The sequence below is a fragment of the Chitinophaga terrae (ex Kim and Jung 2007) genome, from assembly GCF_900107795.1.
Lineage (GTDB): Bacteria > Bacteroidota > Bacteroidia > Chitinophagales > Chitinophagaceae > Chitinophaga > Chitinophaga terrae.
Window position 1 is genome coordinate 183,011 of record NZ_FNRL01000001.1, and the last position, 15,897, is coordinate 198,907.

At 45.8% G+C, this 15,897-nt stretch carries 13 protein-coding genes; 6 read left to right on the forward strand and 7 right to left on the reverse strand.

Going from position 1 to position 15,897, the window contains the following annotated elements; all coding sequences use genetic code 11:
- Nucleotides 1-85: 85 nt before the first annotated feature.
- From BLV62_RS00795 to BLV62_RS00820, 6 genes are all read right to left on the reverse strand, one after another.
- A complete protein-coding gene (locus BLV62_RS00795) occupies nt 86-2,881 on the reverse strand; it encodes a TolB-like translocation protein (protein WP_089757639.1) in 2,796 nt (931 codons plus the stop codon).
- 108 nt (nt 2,882-2,989) lie between these two features.
- Entirely contained in the window at nt 2,990-4,417 is a 1,428-nt protein-coding gene (locus BLV62_RS00800) for an L-serine ammonia-lyase (RefSeq protein ID WP_089757641.1), read from the reverse strand.
- A gap of 238 nt (nt 4,418-4,655) precedes the next feature.
- Nucleotides 4,656-5,135 carry an FKBP-type peptidyl-prolyl cis-trans isomerase gene (locus BLV62_RS00805; protein ID WP_089757643.1) on the reverse strand — a complete coding sequence of 160 codons (480 nt, stop codon included), beginning with the start codon at nt 5,133-5,135 and terminating at the stop codon, nt 4,656-4,658.
- 45 nt (nt 5,136-5,180) lie between these two features.
- Nucleotides 5,181-5,660: an FKBP-type peptidyl-prolyl cis-trans isomerase gene (locus BLV62_RS00810; protein ID WP_168927831.1), complete on the reverse strand. Its 480-nt coding sequence runs from the start codon at nt 5,658-5,660 to the stop codon at nt 5,181-5,183.
- Between the two features lie 134 nt (nt 5,661-5,794).
- Nucleotides 5,795-7,429, reverse strand: coding sequence for a chaperonin GroEL (gene groL / locus BLV62_RS00815; RefSeq protein WP_089757647.1), 1,635 nt, complete (start codon nt 7,427-7,429; stop codon nt 5,795-5,797).
- A gap of 50 nt (nt 7,430-7,479) precedes the next feature.
- The gene (locus BLV62_RS00820; RefSeq protein WP_089757649.1) at nt 7,480-7,761 is read right to left on the reverse strand and encodes a co-chaperone GroES; all 282 of its coding nucleotides are present in this window, start codon (nt 7,759-7,761) and stop codon (nt 7,480-7,482) included.
- Nucleotides 7,762-8,222: 461 nt separating this feature from the next.
- Here BLV62_RS00820 and nusB point away from each other — a divergent pair, with 461 nt between their 5' ends.
- The 5 genes from nusB (at nt 8,223) to BLV62_RS00845 (ending at nt 11,205) form a co-directional block, all read left to right on the forward strand.
- The gene (nusB, locus tag BLV62_RS00825) at nt 8,223-9,152 is read left to right on the forward strand and encodes a transcription antitermination factor NusB (protein WP_089757651.1); all 930 of its coding nucleotides are present in this window, start codon (nt 8,223-8,225) and stop codon (nt 9,150-9,152) included.
- A gap of 37 nt (nt 9,153-9,189) precedes the next feature.
- Nucleotides 9,190-9,630 carry a DUF1573 domain-containing protein gene (locus BLV62_RS00830; RefSeq protein WP_089757654.1) on the forward strand — a complete coding sequence of 147 codons (441 nt, stop codon included), beginning with the start codon at nt 9,190-9,192 and terminating at the stop codon, nt 9,628-9,630.
- Between the two features lie 28 nt (nt 9,631-9,658).
- Complete coding sequence (gene yajC, locus BLV62_RS00835; RefSeq protein WP_089757656.1) at nt 9,659-10,012, forward strand: preprotein translocase subunit YajC; 354 nt, start codon at nt 9,659-9,661, stop codon at nt 10,010-10,012.
- 228 nt (nt 10,013-10,240) lie between these two features.
- On the forward strand, nt 10,241-10,840 hold the full coding sequence (coaE, locus tag BLV62_RS00840; RefSeq protein WP_089757658.1) for a dephospho-CoA kinase: 600 nt from the start codon (nt 10,241-10,243) through the stop codon (nt 10,838-10,840).
- Between the two features lie 74 nt (nt 10,841-10,914).
- Nucleotides 10,915-11,205, forward strand: coding sequence for a HesB/IscA family protein (locus BLV62_RS00845; RefSeq protein ID WP_089757660.1), 291 nt, complete (start codon nt 10,915-10,917; stop codon nt 11,203-11,205).
- A gap of 92 nt (nt 11,206-11,297) precedes the next feature.
- Here BLV62_RS00845 and secDF read toward each other — a convergent pair whose 3' ends face one another.
- On the reverse strand, nt 11,298-14,450 hold the full coding sequence (secDF, locus tag BLV62_RS00850; protein ID WP_089757662.1) for a protein translocase subunit SecDF: 3,153 nt from the start codon (nt 14,448-14,450) through the stop codon (nt 11,298-11,300).
- A gap of 214 nt (nt 14,451-14,664) precedes the next feature.
- On the opposite strand from secDF, the gene BLV62_RS00855 reads away from it, so the two are divergent.
- Nucleotides 14,665-15,870, forward strand: a complete 1,206-nt coding sequence (locus BLV62_RS00855; RefSeq protein WP_089757663.1) for a serine hydrolase — start codon at nt 14,665-14,667, stop codon at nt 15,868-15,870.
- The last annotated feature ends 27 nt before the right edge of the window (nt 15,871-15,897 follow it).

The following is a 15,897-nucleotide window of genomic DNA, read 5'->3' on the forward strand; positions in this document are numbered from 1 at the left end:
GCAAACTCTTATCTATAACATGGAAAATCACTTTTGGCAATATTGCTAAAATTCCACGTTATGGCACTGCAACAAAATATCATGATCAATAATTAAACAACTGCTGGATAGGCACAATAAAGTCTACCCGTTGCTTTGCATTGTCTACCGGGTCGTTATCCAACAAATGACTCACCCTCACACCAAAGGAGAATGGAAGGGCGTTGCCGATACGGGTATCGAAATACAGCTCTCCCCCGGTTGAGGAATACCGGGCACGCGAATGATTGATAGCGTAGGTAGATTGGCTGTAATCATAAAAGACATTGGCACGTATGCGCTTGAAATAAAGTATCTGTGCAAATCCCCAATCGGGGTACGCAATAGGGAAATGATAGTTGGCGCCCAGCTTGTAAATGCTGGTATATAAAGGCTTGTTATACCCTCTCGCATACACGAAATTATCAGAGAAGCTATAATAGAATGATTTATCCCTTTGCTGGTAAGCTGCCTGCAATACAATGCTGTGATTCTGCCAGATGCCCGGCAGGTATTGGTCGAACCGCAGGTATAGCTGCTCTGCAAAAAGGCCGCCTGTTGTACGGTTATACTGTGCCGCCAGGTATTGCCCGAAATGGGTATAAATATTTTGAAGACCTTTTAAACGCTGGTTGCTGAAGATGAGGGTATTGGACAGGAATTGCAGGTCGTTATTCGCATATTTGCTGCTCAGGTAACGATGCCGGAGATTAAAATTACTTCCCAGGCTGAGACTCCGGCTGTAGAGGCCCGACGAGAAATTCAGCGGGATGCTGAACCCTATATACCCGGTTGCTTCATTCCAGTATACTTTGTTCCGGTTCTGGTCAAACCCGTACCTGTTGATGTTATAATCGGCGCCGATAGACAGGTAAGGGAACCATCCGCCAAACGTAAACCGGCCATAGATATCGGAACTTCCTTCATTATTATTATATGTATAACCAATGCTGGTGCTGGTCGTATTCAGGATATTCTCTCCCAGCAACGCAATCCCGTATTCGGGATCATTGAACGACGGCACCCAGCTGTGAAAGTTGAAAGGCCTTGTCAACTGTGCATATTTCTTCACTGGCAAAGAATCCGCAGGCACCCGGTCAAGGATATTGCCCCCTTCTGCAAATGCCGGTTGCAACCACTTGCTTTGCGTAAGCTGATCAACATTCACTTTCTTTAACCTTGTGGCAGCTTTATACAAATGATACCCCCGATCTGTGAACTCGCTGAATACAAGACTGTCGCCCGCCGGCGACAAAGCCGCCTGGGAAACGCTGTTACCCCGGTCTGTAACTTCGTACTGTTGCCGATCACGTAAGGTGATCGCATAGAGATCATTAACATCTTTATAGCCGGCAGCAAAGAAAACTGTATCTCCCTTCAGCGTGGGAATGCCAATAGCTTTATAGCTCCAGTTGGTAAGCAAAGCAACGCTGCCATCCTGCAGGGAGATCTGCGCCAGTGCCATTTCTCCACGATGATTTCTCACTCCACTGATCACCTGGTTACGGGCAATATCAAATTTTGGATAGGTATAATACCAGTTCTCCGGGTTAGGCAACTGCTTTTCGGGCTTCCCTGTTTCAGCGTTGATCAGTTGCAAACTGTACTCCATTGCCGGCGTTACAACCACTGCAACAATCTGCCTGCCATCTGGACTGATATCGGGAGAAAAGAACTTTCCCCAGCCGGTAACAGTTCTCGTCTGGCCGGTATGTATATCATGCACCCGGATCACCGAAAGGTCTTTCCAGCTCCAGCGTGGATGAAAACGTGCAGCCGCCCAGGTTATACGCCCGTTGCTATAGCTGAAATAATCGTCGAACGCCAGTCCCGGCCTTACAACAAGTTCGCTCTCCCCATTCTCTTTTATCTTAAAGATCCCGGGAACTTTGTTATAAGCATCTTTTAAAACCAGCCATTCATTGTTACCGGCTGCATATACATATTTATAGTCTGTAACTGTCCTGGAGGCGGGAGTAACAGGAACAGCCGGGGTAGTATCGGGCCTGGAGGCGTAATTCTTCCAGTAGGCCTGGTACTCTTCCAGCATGCTGTGATAGAATGCAGTAACGTTCTTGCCCGTACGTTTTTTCAGGCTGTGAGAAAGGGGATAAAACAGTCCGCGGTACCTGACTGCATCCGTGGTCACATCTTTCCAGAAATCATTACCATAATGTGTTCTTCCATAAGTTGCCATTAAATAGCCTAAAGGGTAATGATTGGGAACAAAATCGACATACGACCCGTTGCGTATCTTCATATAGGCATACTTCCTGTTGCTCAACGCAAGCGCTCTGAATCCATCGAAGAAGCCCGGCAGCCGGCCCCGCCCCTGTGGAGAAAGCGCTGTTTCCATCACCACTGCATCTCCTTCCCAGAACCAGTCAGGAACCGCAATATTCGTAGCAGCAGCCTGGCCTAGCTGGCCTCCTAAAATGGAAAATACCCTGGAGAGTCCCTGTCGGAAATTCATATTCTGCAATACATGCCTGTATTCATGCACGGATAACTGGTCAACCCAGTTAAGCGATCCCAGGTCAAACGAAGACGGGGGCGGCGTTAAATAAAATTCTGAACGGAAAGGCCCCAACTGCACATAACCATTAGACATCATTGTCTGGTTCTGTAAAACGATATCTACTTTTTTCTGCAGGTTTCCGATAGAACTCCTGGTTGTCCTGTTGATCAGCTGAACGGTATTGGCTACACGTTCTCCCTGGAGCGACATGCCTTTGGGAAATATAACCCTCACAGTATCGGTATTGATCTGTTGCCATTTCAGGGATGGAGGGTTTCCGCCGAACTGTTGGGCTGATAAAGTTACTGATGTCAGCAGTAAGGAAGTGGCCAGGATAAAGCGCATACGAAATACCGGATTACGGTCAGTTGTAGTAAAATCGATGTAAACGAAAATAGGCTACTTTCCCAACATCTCAAAAACGACAACAAAATCCGTAACCCGGTAGATGGATCAGCATTCGGGTAAACTGATAGGAATGTTTACCGCTAATCCTCCGTCTGAAGTTTCTTTATATTTTGAGTTCATGTCCTGCGCTGTTTCCCACATGGTTTTCACGACTGCGTCGAGCGATACTTTGGCCAGTTCCGGGTTGCTTTGCAACGCCAGTTGTGAAGCGGTGATAGCTTTGATAGCGCCCATTGTATTCCTTTCTATGCAGGGCACCTGAACCAGTCCGCCTATCGGGTCGCAGGTCAGGCCAAGATGGTGTTCCATGGCTATTTCTGCGGCCATTAAAACCTGGCGTTGCGATCCGCCCAGGCATTCTGTCAGCGCAGCAGCAGCCATGGCCGACGATACGCCGATCTCCGCCTGGCAACCGCCCATAGCAGCGGAAATGGTTGAACGTTTTTTGAAGATGCTGCCGATCTCGGATGCTACCAGCAGGAATTGCTGAATCTTGTCGTCGTGCAATCCGTCGCAGAATGCGATGAAGTATTGCAAAACAGCAGGAATAACGCCTGCCGCTCCGTTTGTAGGCGCTGTTACTACCCTGCCAAACGAAGCATTTTCTTCATTCACGGCCAGGGCAAAGCAGCTAACCCAGTCGAGCGTATACGAAAAGTGCGTACCGCCTTCGCGGATAGCAGCTATCCACGAAGCATAATCGGTATAGGTACGGCCTTTTAAAAGCTTTTTATTGAGCGCGGCTGCACGGCGGGCTACACGAAGGCCGCCTGGCAGATCGCCGGCGGTATGACAACCCCTGAAAGTGCATTCCTGCATCACTCTCCAGATATTCAACAACCCTGCGCGGGTCTGTTCTTCGGGCCTCCAGGCCAGTTCATTTTCCAGCACCAGTTCAGAGATGCTGTAACCGGTTTTGATACACCATTGCAGCAGCTGCCGGGCGGTATCTATCGGGAAAGGCAGATCTACCTGTTGAGCGCTGCTGCCGCTCTCTCCTTCCTGCACTACGAAACCGCCGCCAATGGAATAATAAGTTGACGCCAGTTGTTCTCCGTCGGCCAGCGATACTAAAAACGTAAGGGCGTTAGGATGGAAGGGTAATGATTCTTCATAAAGGAAATCGATGTCCTCCACGGGATCGAAGTCGATCTCATATTTGCCGGCTACCGTCATTTTCCGGTCGCGGCGTATAGTATCTATTTTAGGATTGATCTGGTTTACGTCGAAGGTAACGGGATCATCGCCGCATAGCCCCAGTTGAACGGCGATATCGGTACCGTGCCCGTGGCCGGTTTTAGCTAACGATCCGTACAGCAGTACCTGTACTTTCTGAACGGAAGGTAATTTACCTGTTGATTCCAATTGTTGGAGGAAGCGCAGCGCCGCTCTCCAAGGCCCTAAGGTATGGGAACTGGAAGGGCCTACCCCTATTTTGAAGATGTCAAAGACGGAAATACATTCTTGTGCCACTAGTGAAATCTATTTAACATGTAAAACTACGTAATGTTTCGCGGTTTCCCGCAGAGGGGTTTCCCGCAAAGACGCAAAGAAGCAAAGACACAAAGAATTTATATTAAGAAAGTAAGGAGGCAAAGAAAGCGAAGATTGTGTTATATAACATAATCTTCGCTTTCTTTGCCTCCTTAAAACAAAATTCTTTGCGTCTTTGCTTCTTTGCGTCTTTGCGGGAAACCCCTCTGCGTGAAATCTACTTATTAACGAAGTCGTAAAGTTTCACGTTGAATACCAGTACGGAGTTAGGCGGGATAGGGCCGTTAGCGTAAGGACCGTATCCGTAGATGGATGGCACGAAGAGATTGATTTCTCCGTCTTTACCGATTTTTGGAATACCTACGGTCCAGCCGGTGATCACTTTATTGAGATCGAAATAGGCGGTATCCTTTCCGTCGAATTTGGATTTATCCAGCAAGGTACCGGTATAACCTACTTTTACGCTGGCAACGCCGTTGGGTTTCTGTTCTCCTCCGGGTTTTACGATCTGGTAGAAAAGGCCACGAGAGTCGTGTTGTACGTTCTGAATATTGTTGGCTTGTATGTAGGCTACAATTTTGGCAGAATCGATATCGTATTGTGCATTAGGGTCGTAGTCCGGCCCGTTGTCTTTTTTATTACATGCGGCGAAAGCAAACAGCAACACTCCGGCTCCCAGGACGAATAATTTCTTCATACAGTGTCAGTTATGTTTATATTACGTTAAGTTAATCAATCTTCTTTAATCGATCTTTACCAGTTCTATTTCTGAGATCAGGATGGCGTTGGGCGGTATAACCCCGGCTACGCCTACATTTCCATAGGCCAGTTCCGGAGGGATGTATAACCTGATCTTTCCTCCCTTTGATATCTTATATAGTCCTATCTGCCAGCCGGGAATGTGGTTTTTCAGTTCCCTGCGGTCGAAATCCGTTGGTGCAAAGGAAGAGCCTACGATCTGCCCATTGAGGAGTTTGGAGGTATAAATGATTGAGGGAATGGAAGTTGGCTTGCAGAAGTGCTCGCCGTCGCCCGGTTCCAGGATCCGGTAATAGATGCCTGAAATGTCCCTGATGGCTGAATCATTATGCTGGCGCAAATATGCCTGTATGCTGCTTTCCGCTTTCGGATCGGCCATGATGAGCGCTCCGTCTTTGTTTTTAATGCAGGCAGTTATCAGAAACAGCAGGCAAATGCTTAGAATACGTACAACTGGTTTCATCCGCTTCTTATTTCTTGTATTTGTCGTGTAACGGATTTGAACCGGTAAAGTTACAATAGGGAGATTGAATGGCATAAAAAAAACTCTCTCTACCGGGTGTAGAGAGAGTTTTCCTTCTATGAGTAAGTTGATTATTAATAATCCATACCCATACCGTGACCACCAGGCATAGCTGGAGCAGCGGCTTTAGGTTCTGGTTTATCAGCGATTACGCATTCTGTAGTCAGGAGCATAGACGCGATAGAAGCGGCATTTTCCAGGGCGATACGGCTCACTTTAGTTGGGTCGATAACACCGGCTGCCAGCAGGTTTTCATAAGTTTCAGTGCGGGCATTGAAACCGAAATCTGCTTTACCTTCTTTTACTTTCTGAACTACGATAGAACCTTCGATACCAGCGTTAGCGGTGATCTGGCGAAGAGGTTCTTCGATTGCGCGTTTAACGATGGTAATACCGGTTTGTTCGTCGTTGTTGTCGCCTTTCAGGCTGTCCAGAGATTCGATAGCGCGGATGTAAGCAACACCACCACCTGGAACGATACCTTCTTCAACGGCAGCGCGGGTAGCGTGTAATGCGTCGTCTACGCGGTCTTTTTTCTCTTTCATTTCAACTTCAGTAGCAGCGCCTACGTACAGTACAGCAACACCACCGCTCAGTTTAGCCAGGCGTTCCTGTAATTTTTCGCGGTCGTAATCTGAAGTAGTTACTTCGATCTGAGCCCTGATCTGGCCGATACGAGCCTGGATCGCGTCTTTTTCACCTTTACCGCCTACGATCGTAGTGTTGTCTTTATCAATAGTGATAGATTCAGCTTTACCGAGGTAGGTCAGGTCAGCGTTTTCCAGTTTGTAACCTTGTTCTTCGCTGATCACGATACCACCAGTGAGGGTAGCGATGTCCTGCAGCATGTCTTTTCTTCTGTCGCCGAAGCCAGGAGCTTTAACAGCAGCAACTTTCAGGGTACCGCGTAATTTGTTCACTACCAGGGTAGCCAGTGCTTCGCCTTCCAGGTCTTCAGAGATGATAACCAGTGGAGCGCCTTGCTGAGCTACTTTTTCCAGGATGTGCAGGATATCCTTCATAGTGCTGATCTTTTTGTCGTAGATCAGGATATAAGGATTAGAGAGTTCTGCCTGCATTTTCTCGCTGTTAGTGATGAAGTATGGAGACAGGTAACCGCGGTCGAATTGCATACCTTCAACTACTTCTACAGTAGTATCAGTACCTTTTGCTTCTTCAACAGTGATCACACCGTCTTTAGTTACTTTCTGCATAGCTTCAGCGATCAGTTTACCGATTTCGCTGTCGTTGTTTGCAGAGATAGAAGCAACTTGTTCGATCTTTTTAGTATCGTTACCGATCTTTTCGGATTGTTTTTTCAGGTTTTCAACAACAGCTTTAACAGCTTTGTCCATACCGCGTTTCAGGTCCATTGGGTTAGCGCCTGCAGCTACGTTTTTCAGACCTTCGCCGATGATAGCCTGAGCCAGAACGGTAGCAGTAGTAGTACCATCACCTGCCAGATCAGCAGTTTTGGAAGCTACTTCTTTCACCATTTGCGCACCCATGTTCTCGATAGCGTCTTCCAGTTCGATTTCTTTAGCAACTGAAACACCGTCTTTAGTTACGCCTGGAGCTCCGAATTTCTTTTCAATAACTACGTTACGGCCTTTTGGACCCAGGGTCACTTTTACTGCATCAGCCAAAGTATCAACGCCCTTCTTCATTTTGTTGCGGGCGTCTATATTGAAGAATATTTGTTTTGCCATAATACTTTACAGTTTTTCTTTTTTAGGAATTAAAATTTATCCTTTACTACTTAGATGATAGCGAGGATATCTGATTCACGCATGATTAAGTAATCTTCGCCTTCAATCGGAAGTTCCTGACCAGAATATTTACCATATAACACGGTATCGCCTACCTTAACTGTTATAGGCTCATCTTTTTTACCAGGACCAGCAGCCACTACGGTGCCTCTCACTGGTTTTTCTTTCGCGGTATCGGGGATGATGATACCACCAGCTGTCTTCTCTTCTGCTGCTGCAGGTTTCACGATCACCCTGTCAGCTAAAGGTTTAATACTTAATTGTTTAGCCATAGTAGTTTTTATTTAAAAAAGAAGTTTGAAAATTTGTGTTTTCTCGTCCACGAACATTATGCCAAGGCCGGATTTGGGTCAAATTTGCAGGTTACGAAGGTATTGTCTTCCCGGCATACTGACAAATCATGACAAGCGTCTGGAAAAAATGTCAGTTTATTTCCCGCAAAGGAGCGAAGTTTCCCGCAAAGGAGCAAAGAAGCAAAGCAGCAAAGACATTTTTTGAGATTATTAAGGATAATAAGGAAAAGATTGTATTATATAATGCTATACAATACTACATAATGCTATATAATGTTATTTAATACAATCTTTTCAACCCTTGCTCCCTTATTTTCCTTAATAATCTCAAAAAATGTCTTTGCTGCTTTGCTTCTTTGCTCCTTTGCGGGAAACTTCGCCCAATGAATATGAAAATTTTTCTCTAGTTTTGCGCCCTTATACCAGTTCTTTTTTATACGATGATCAGTAGAAGAAACATCCGGGTTAAAGTGATGCAAACGCTATACGCCCTGGAAACGATGGAGCAAAGCAGTATTAAGCCAGGCACGGCTACCAGACTTTTGAACGAAAAGCTGGACCAGACTTGCCAGATTTTCACCTACCTGCTCTACTCAGTAACACAGGTAGCGCAATATGCCGAGATTGACGCACAATCCCGTGCTTCAAAACACCTACCATCAGCAGAAGACCTGCAGGTGAACACCAAGATAGCCGGAAATGAATTTATTTACCAGATTACTGGCGACAAGGGCTTCCAGGTAAACCTGGAACAATGGAGAATGAAACAATACATTGATGAAAGCCTGATCAGAAAACTCTATAACCAGTTAGTAGCCACCGATGCCTATAAAGCATACATTGCCGACAATTCCAGAACGAAGGCAGGCGAAAAAGAAATACTGGAATTCATTTATAAAGAAATACTGGCTAAAAATGAACTCTTCATCCAACACATGGAAGATACTTTCCTCCACTGGGGCGATGATGAAGAAATGATGGGCATCTTGATCAATAACTATTTCAACAAGCCGCATCTGTTCAACTTTATGCAGCTCATCAGCAAAGAAAAGCTGGAATACGCCAGGGAACTCCTGTTAACAGTGATCGATAAAAAAGATTACTGCTTGGATCTAATCAAACCTAAATTACAGAACTGGGATTCCGAACGTATTGCGGCAGTAGATATGTTGCTTATGGAAATGGGGGTATGCGAATTCCTGTATTTCCCAACCATCCCCACCAAAGTAACGATCAATGAATATATTGATCTGGCTAAAGCCTACAGTACGCCCCAGAGCGGTCAGTTTATCAACGGGATCCTGGATAACATCCTGAAAGACCTGGAAAAAGATCAGCTGGTTCAAAAACAGGACCGCCCTAAAAAGTAAGTGGGAAAAGTTATTTTTAGCTCAAAATAGCAATGCCATGAAAAAACTGTTCTGTTTATTTGCCCTGGGAAGCCTGCTAGCAGCAGCTTGTAACAATAATAACACCCATTCTGAAGCCGGCTCTGCAAACACCGGCCAGCAGAAAGTTGACACAAGCCTGGCTTCCGCTTTGACCTTTGAAGAAAAGGTTCATAACTTTGGCGACATCACCGAAGGTGAAAAAGTGGAATATTCTTTCAAATTCACCAACACTGGCAATAGCCCGGTTGTTATTGAAGATGCGATCTCCAGTTGCGGCTGTACAGTTCCTGAATGGCCTAAATCACCCATCAAACCAGGTGAGTCCGGCTTTATGAAAGTGATCTTCGACAGTCATGGAAAATCAGGATATACAGAAAAGGAGATCTCTATCAAAACAAATGGCAGCCAGGGATATATTTTAGGGCCAAAAATTCAGTGTAATATTGTCTCGAAATAAGACATTAAACTAATAAATCAACAAATAGATGAACATTCTAAACATTTTACTCATGGCCCCTCCGGCAGGAGGCGCTCAAGGCGGCGGAGGCGGATTTCAAACTATCCTGTTCATTGGAGGTATGATCCTTATCATGTGGCTCTTCATGATTCGTCCTCAGACCAAGAAAGCCAAACAGCAAAAACAGTTTATCGATAACCTGAAAGAAGGTGATAAAATTGTTACTATTGCCGGTATCCATGGTAAGATCAAGAAAATGAACCCTGCCGATAATACTGTAGTGATTGAAGTTAGTCCTGGTACTACCTTCACCATCGAGCGTTCCGCTATCAGCATGGAATACTCTGCTAACCAACAGAAAGCAGCTACCGACGCTAAATAGTTCACGCAAAGAAACTAAGGAAGCTAAGAACGCAGAGATTTTTTTACAATCGAAGCGGATATAAAAAGCAAGGAAGCAAAGAATATGTTCCAGACATCTGAACATATCTTTGCTTCTTTGCTTTTTATTTTTTTCTCTCCTCCCTTTGTATTCTTAATTCCCTTATCATATCCTTACGCTTCCTCCCCCAACTTTGCCCCTTTGCGTGAAACTTCATACCTTGTACACATGTTAAAGATTGGAATCACCGGAGGGATCGGCTCCGGCAAAAGCACTGTAAGTAAAATTTTCGAACTATTAGGTGTCCCTGTATATTATGCAGACGACAGAGCCAAAGACATCATGGTAAGGGATCAAATTCTGGTAGCCCAGCTCAAAGAGCATTTCGGGCCTGAAACCTATGACGCCAACGGCGCCCTGAACCGGAAATACCTGGGAAATATCGTCTTTAACGACAAAGAAAAACTGCAACTGCTCAATTCCCTTGTTCATCCCGCTACCATACGCGACTCTGACCAATGGGCCAGTGAACAGAAAACGCCTTATGTACTGAAGGAAGCAGCCCTGCTGTTCGAATCCGAATCCTTCCATCACCTGGACAGGGTCATTGGCGTATATGCGCCGCAACCGCTTCGTATTCAACGGGTCATGAAACGCGATAATGTAACCAGGGAAGAAGTACTGGCGCGGATACAGAAGCAGATAGATGAAAGGATTAAAATGAAACTCTCCGACTACGTTATCTATAACGATGAACAACAACTGGTTATACCACAGGTGCTTAAGCTGCACCAGCAATTACTTGAGCTGGCCGCCCGGCAGGCATAAGGTTACCTGCAAGAAAGCACTGTAACGCGAACCCAACGCGATTCCCTAATTTTGATAAAAATTGAAAATCAATCATGAACAACACTCCTATTCTGCTCACTCCCACAGCTATACAGGTTATCAGGTCGTTGATGGAGTCGGGCCAGGCTACCTCTCCCTTTTTGCGGGTTGGCGTCAAAGGCGGTGGCTGTTCGGGGATGGCTTATATGATAGGCTTTGATGAGCAACAGCAGGACGACGAGTTGTTTGACATTGCCGGTATCCCGGTTCTGATGAAAAAAGCGCATGGCATGTACCTGTTAGGCATGGAAATCGACTACCAACAGGAAGAAGCCGCCCAGGGCTTCGTTTTCAGGAAGCAGTAAGCAGATAATATTATTCTTACCTTAAAAAAGAAAACCTCTCTCTAGTTGATAGAGAGAGGTTTTTTATGTATCAAACATTCGTTCTGTTATACTTACTTCGTTGCAGGAGATGCTTTCTTTACAGTAACATCTACTGACTCGCTTTCATTACTCAATTGGTTTTTCTTGTCGAAATCTACCAATACAGGAGCAGCAACGAAAATAGAAGAATAAGTACCGGTGATCACACCCACTAACATTGCAAAAGCAAATCCACGGGTTACTTCACCTCCGAAGATAAACAGGATCAGGATGGTGAGGAACACGGTGAGGGAGGTCATAATGGTACGGCTCAAAGTATCGTTGATCGCCTTGTTGATCACCTTATTCCTGTCGCGACCATGTTCGCCCGTTTTGAAGTATTCACGGATACGGTCAAATACGATCACGGTATCGTTCATGGAGAAGCCGATCACTGTCAGGATCGCAGCAATAAAGTGCTGGTCGATTTCCAGGGTGAACGGAACAAATGAACGGCACCAGGAGAATACTGCCAGGATAACCATTACGTCGTGCAGCAGGGAGAAGATAGTACCGATTGAGTACTGCCATTTGCTGAAACGTAATAAGATATACAGGAAGATCACCACCAGCGACAGGATGGTCGCTTTTACCGCACCTGCGCGCAGGTCGTCCGAAATGGTTGGCGATACGGTTTGAGACCCAACGATATAACGGCTGCTGAACACTTCAGGCGTTACAGACGCATCGTAGTATTTTTTCAGGCCATTGTAAAGTTTAGCAGCAACTTCTTTGTCAACGTCCTGGTTTTGTTGTTCAATTTTATATGAAGTAGTGATGCTCAATTGGTTGGTTGAACCAATAGTTTTCACGAATACTTCAGATTCGAATTCTTTTTCCAGTTGATCAGCAATTTCCTGCCTGTTCATCGGGCGTTCGAAACGAACGGTATAATTACGACCACCGGAGAAGTCGATACCGTGGTCGAAGCCATGGAAGAAGGAAGAAATACCCGCCAGCATTACAAAACCGGAGATAATGTAAGCGATCTTACGTTTACCAACGAAATCGAAGGCTGCGTGTTTGAAGATCTTGCGGGAGATCGGCGTAAAGTATTCGAAATGTCTTTTCTTCTTCATCCAGAAGTCAGTAACCATACGGGAAACCATGATACCGCAGAACAGAGACAGGATCAAACCTATGATCTGAGTGGTAGCAAAGCCCAGTACAGGACCCAAACCGAAGTAGAAGAGGATGATAGCTGTCAACAGGGAGGTGATGTGACCATCCAGTACAGGCGCGTAAGAGCGTTTGTAACCGTGGCTTACCGCATCGGCATATGATCTGCCATGTGTCAGTTCGTCCTTGATCCTTTCGAATATGATTACGTTGGTATCTACCGCCATACCGATGGTCAGTACCATACCGGCGATACCGGCCATGGTGAGCGTAGCGCCCATGGAAGCGAGGATACCGAAAGTATACAGGAGGTTCAGGATCAGCGCGATGTTAGCCACCCAACCGGCGGTGTTGTAGTACACCAGCATCAGTACGAAGATGATAACAAAGGAGATCATGAATGATTTGGCGCCTGCAGCGATAGACTCGGCGCCCAGGGTAGGTCCAACGATCTGTTCCTGTACGATCTGTGCAGGAGCAGGCATTTTACCTGATTTCAGGATGTTAGCCAGGTCGTTTGCTTCTTCAACAGTAAAACTGCCGCTGATAGAAGAACGGCCACCGGCGATCTCTGACTGGATGGAAGGAGCGGAATAAACGATATTATCCAGCACCACTGCTACATAGTTATAAGAAGCAGGGTTGTTAGGATCAGCAGGTTTTAATTCGTTTGTCCATTTTCTCCATTCGTGCGCACCGATATTGTCCATGGTCATGCTGATCTCAGGACGGTTATGCTGGTCGAAATCCTGGCGGGCATCAACGATGCTTTCACCACCTACCCGCGGAGTTGGATTAGCAGGGTTTACTTTCAGCACGTAAACAGAGATAGGACCATATTTATCCTGCTTGTTTTCAGCGCCGAACGCAAATACCGCGTCTTTAGGCAAGAGGTTCTTTACAGCAGGGATCTGCATGTAGCGGTTGAAAGTAGCAGTATCTTTTGGTAAGATAGAACCGATAGAAGGGGAAGGATACAGGGAACCGGATTGAGGATCGTAGTTCGGGTGCAATACCATGAACAGCGGGTTCTCTTTCTGCGCCTGTTGCAACTGTAATTCTTTGCTGGAAGAAGCAGAATCCTTACCTGTTTTCTTGATGAATGAGCTTAAGCTGCCGTCTTTGGAAGTATCGGCGGCATTGTTATTTGCGGCTGTAGCAGTAGTGTCGGTAGTCGCAGGAGCGGCAGCGGCAGGAGTTACAGAGGCATTTTTAATAGCTTCGTTCATTGGCACCAGCACATTCTGGAAGAAATCAGGAGAGTTTTTGTAAACGTCCCTGAATTCCAGGTTTGCGGTAGCCTGTAAGTATTTGTGTACGCGGGCTGCGTTATCAACGCCTGCCAGTTCTACAGAGATCAGGCCTTTGTTTTCGTCAAGGCTGATGTTTGGCTGGGCAACCCCGAATTTATCAATACGTTTCTGAAGTACGATATAGGTGTTTTTGATAGCCACTTTAGACTCTCTGCGGATCATGTCCAGTACCTGGGCATTGGTAGAGTTAAAAGTGATATCTTTTTGATAAGCATTAGCGAAAATGTTAGCCAGTCGGCCCTGAGGTGCAATTTCGCTGTATGCCTGCCCGAACAAAGTAACAAAATCTGCCTGGTTAGTCTTTTTCAGTTCATTTGCCCTTTCCAGCGCTTTGTTGAATGCAGCATCTTTGGATTGGCCGGAGAGCGCGCGGATCACATCCTCCACGTTCACTTCCAGTACAACGTTCATACCCCCAACCAGGTCGAGACCCAGGTTCAACTCTTTTTCTTTTGCTTTGGTGTAGGTAACGTTCCAAGGGAAACCTGCAATCTGCTTGCTGCTGGTACTGTCCAGAATCTCTTGTCTTCTGTCTTTTACATACCCTTTCAATGTATCAGAGTAAAAGCTCTGAAGTTCCTGGCTGCCCGGATATTTTTTTTCAGGTGTAGGGTACGCTTTGGCCACATCGCTTTCGGCCTGCTGCTCTATCTTCTTCTCATAGTTCCGCACTAAAAACGTGAAGGACAATTGGTACAAAGAGATAAGGATCAGTGCGATGGCAAAAAATCTTACCAGTCCTTTAAGTTGCATACTGTTTGTTTCGGGTTTATAAAAAAAATTTTAAGAGTTGCAAAGATAGAATTTAAATCGATATATTAAAGTCCTTGTTCAAAGAGGTGCAAAATCAATACAAGCGTGCTTTTCAGATTTGCTGGCATTTTTTTAAAAAGTTCGGCAGATCCTGGATTCTGGTCTTTATTTTAGATAATTCCTTTGCTTTACAGTCACTAATCGCGACAAATATATGCAAACCCAACATTATCCGGCAACAGATAATTTCCTGGAGGCTTTGCTGAAGAGTCAATATACGAAGCTAGGGCCTATTTTTGCCGATCCCGAAAAATACAGGCTCCAGGTGATTTATACCCGCATAGACCGGGACGCTAACCAGTTCCCGCATTTCACTGATTATCATTATGGTGTGAGTCCGGACACCTATTTCTACCCCGCATCTACTGTTAAGCTGCCGGCGGCCGCGCTGGCCCTGGAGAAGCTCAACGACCTGCAGATCCCACTCCTACACCGGGAAACCCCTTTCTTTACGGCGCCCCTGCAGGGAGTCAACACCGGCGTACAACGCGACCCTACGGCGCCGGGAGGAATACCGACCATTGCCAATTATATTAAAAAAATATTTCTTATAAGCGATAACGACGCGTATAACCGCTTGTACGAATGGATCGGCCAGCAGCCCTTCAATACCCGGTTATGGGAAATGGGGTATAAGGATATCCAGGTACGGCACCGGGTAGGGCTGCCGTTGCACGAGGAAGCCAATCGCTGGACCAACCCTGTCAGTTTCCGGCAGGATGGGGATATTATATACCAGCAGGATGCCCGGTATAGCAGGTTATCGTTCCCTCAACGGGCAGATTGGGCCGGAAACGCCTATTACAATCACCGGGACCAACTGGAAATGCGGCCCATGGACTTTTCTTTCAGGAACCGGCTTCCGCTTACCGACCTGCATAACCTGCTGCGGAGCATTATTTTTCCGGAGGCTGTAACAATTTCCCAACGTTTCCGTTTAACAGATTCAGATTACAGGTTTTTATATCGATGTATGTCGGCTTACCCAACCAAAGAATATAAAGGTTATGATCCGGCGTTGCATTGCCAGGCATACACGAAATTCCTGCTTTTTGGAGGAAACAGATCCAGTAAGATACCAGACACCGTAAGGATTTTTAACAAACCTGGCTGGGCATACGGATTTTTAACGGATACAGCTTATATTGTGAACCTTGCCGAAAAAACAGAGTTCCTCTTGTCAGCCAGCCTATTCGTAAATACCAGCGGTATCCTGGGCGACGATCACCAGGCTTTCGAAGAATCGGGAAAACCATTTCTGCAAACTTTGGGAGAAATAATCTATAAAGCGGAATCTGAACGTAATCGAACTGTAAAACCAGATCTGTCACGTTTTAACCTGTCTTTCGACAATGCGTAAAAAAACAACCGTAGATAACACAAAAAC

Coding starts and splice junctions, on each gene's coding strand:
- BLV62_RS00795 (WP_089757639.1), bottom strand. CDS start 2,881: ATGCGCTTTATCCTGGCCACTTCCTTACTGCTGACATCAGTAACTTTA.
- BLV62_RS00805 (WP_089757643.1), bottom strand. CDS start 5,135: ATGAAGAAATTATTCGTCCTGGGAGCCGGAGTGTTGCTGTTTGCTTTC.
- BLV62_RS00810 (WP_168927831.1), bottom strand. CDS start 5,660: ATGAAACCAGTTGTACGTATTCTAAGCATTTGCCTGCTGTTTCTGATA.
- groL (WP_089757647.1), bottom strand. CDS start 7,429: ATGGCAAAACAAATATTCTTCAATATAGACGCCCGCAACAAAATGAAG.
- BLV62_RS00820 (WP_089757649.1), bottom strand. CDS start 7,761: ATGGCTAAACAATTAAGTATTAAACCTTTAGCTGACAGGGTGATCGTG.
- nusB (WP_089757651.1), top strand. CDS start 8,223: ATGATCAGTAGAAGAAACATCCGGGTTAAAGTGATGCAAACGCTATAC.
- BLV62_RS00830 (WP_089757654.1), top strand. CDS start 9,190: ATGAAAAAACTGTTCTGTTTATTTGCCCTGGGAAGCCTGCTAGCAGCA.
- yajC (WP_089757656.1), top strand. CDS start 9,659: ATGAACATTCTAAACATTTTACTCATGGCCCCTCCGGCAGGAGGCGCT.
- coaE (WP_089757658.1), top strand. CDS start 10,241: ATGTTAAAGATTGGAATCACCGGAGGGATCGGCTCCGGCAAAAGCACT.
- BLV62_RS00845 (WP_089757660.1), top strand. CDS start 10,915: ATGAACAACACTCCTATTCTGCTCACTCCCACAGCTATACAGGTTATC.
- secDF (WP_089757662.1), bottom strand. CDS start 14,450: ATGCAACTTAAAGGACTGGTAAGATTTTTTGCCATCGCACTGATCCTT.
- BLV62_RS00855 (WP_089757663.1), top strand. CDS start 14,665: ATGCAAACCCAACATTATCCGGCAACAGATAATTTCCTGGAGGCTTTG.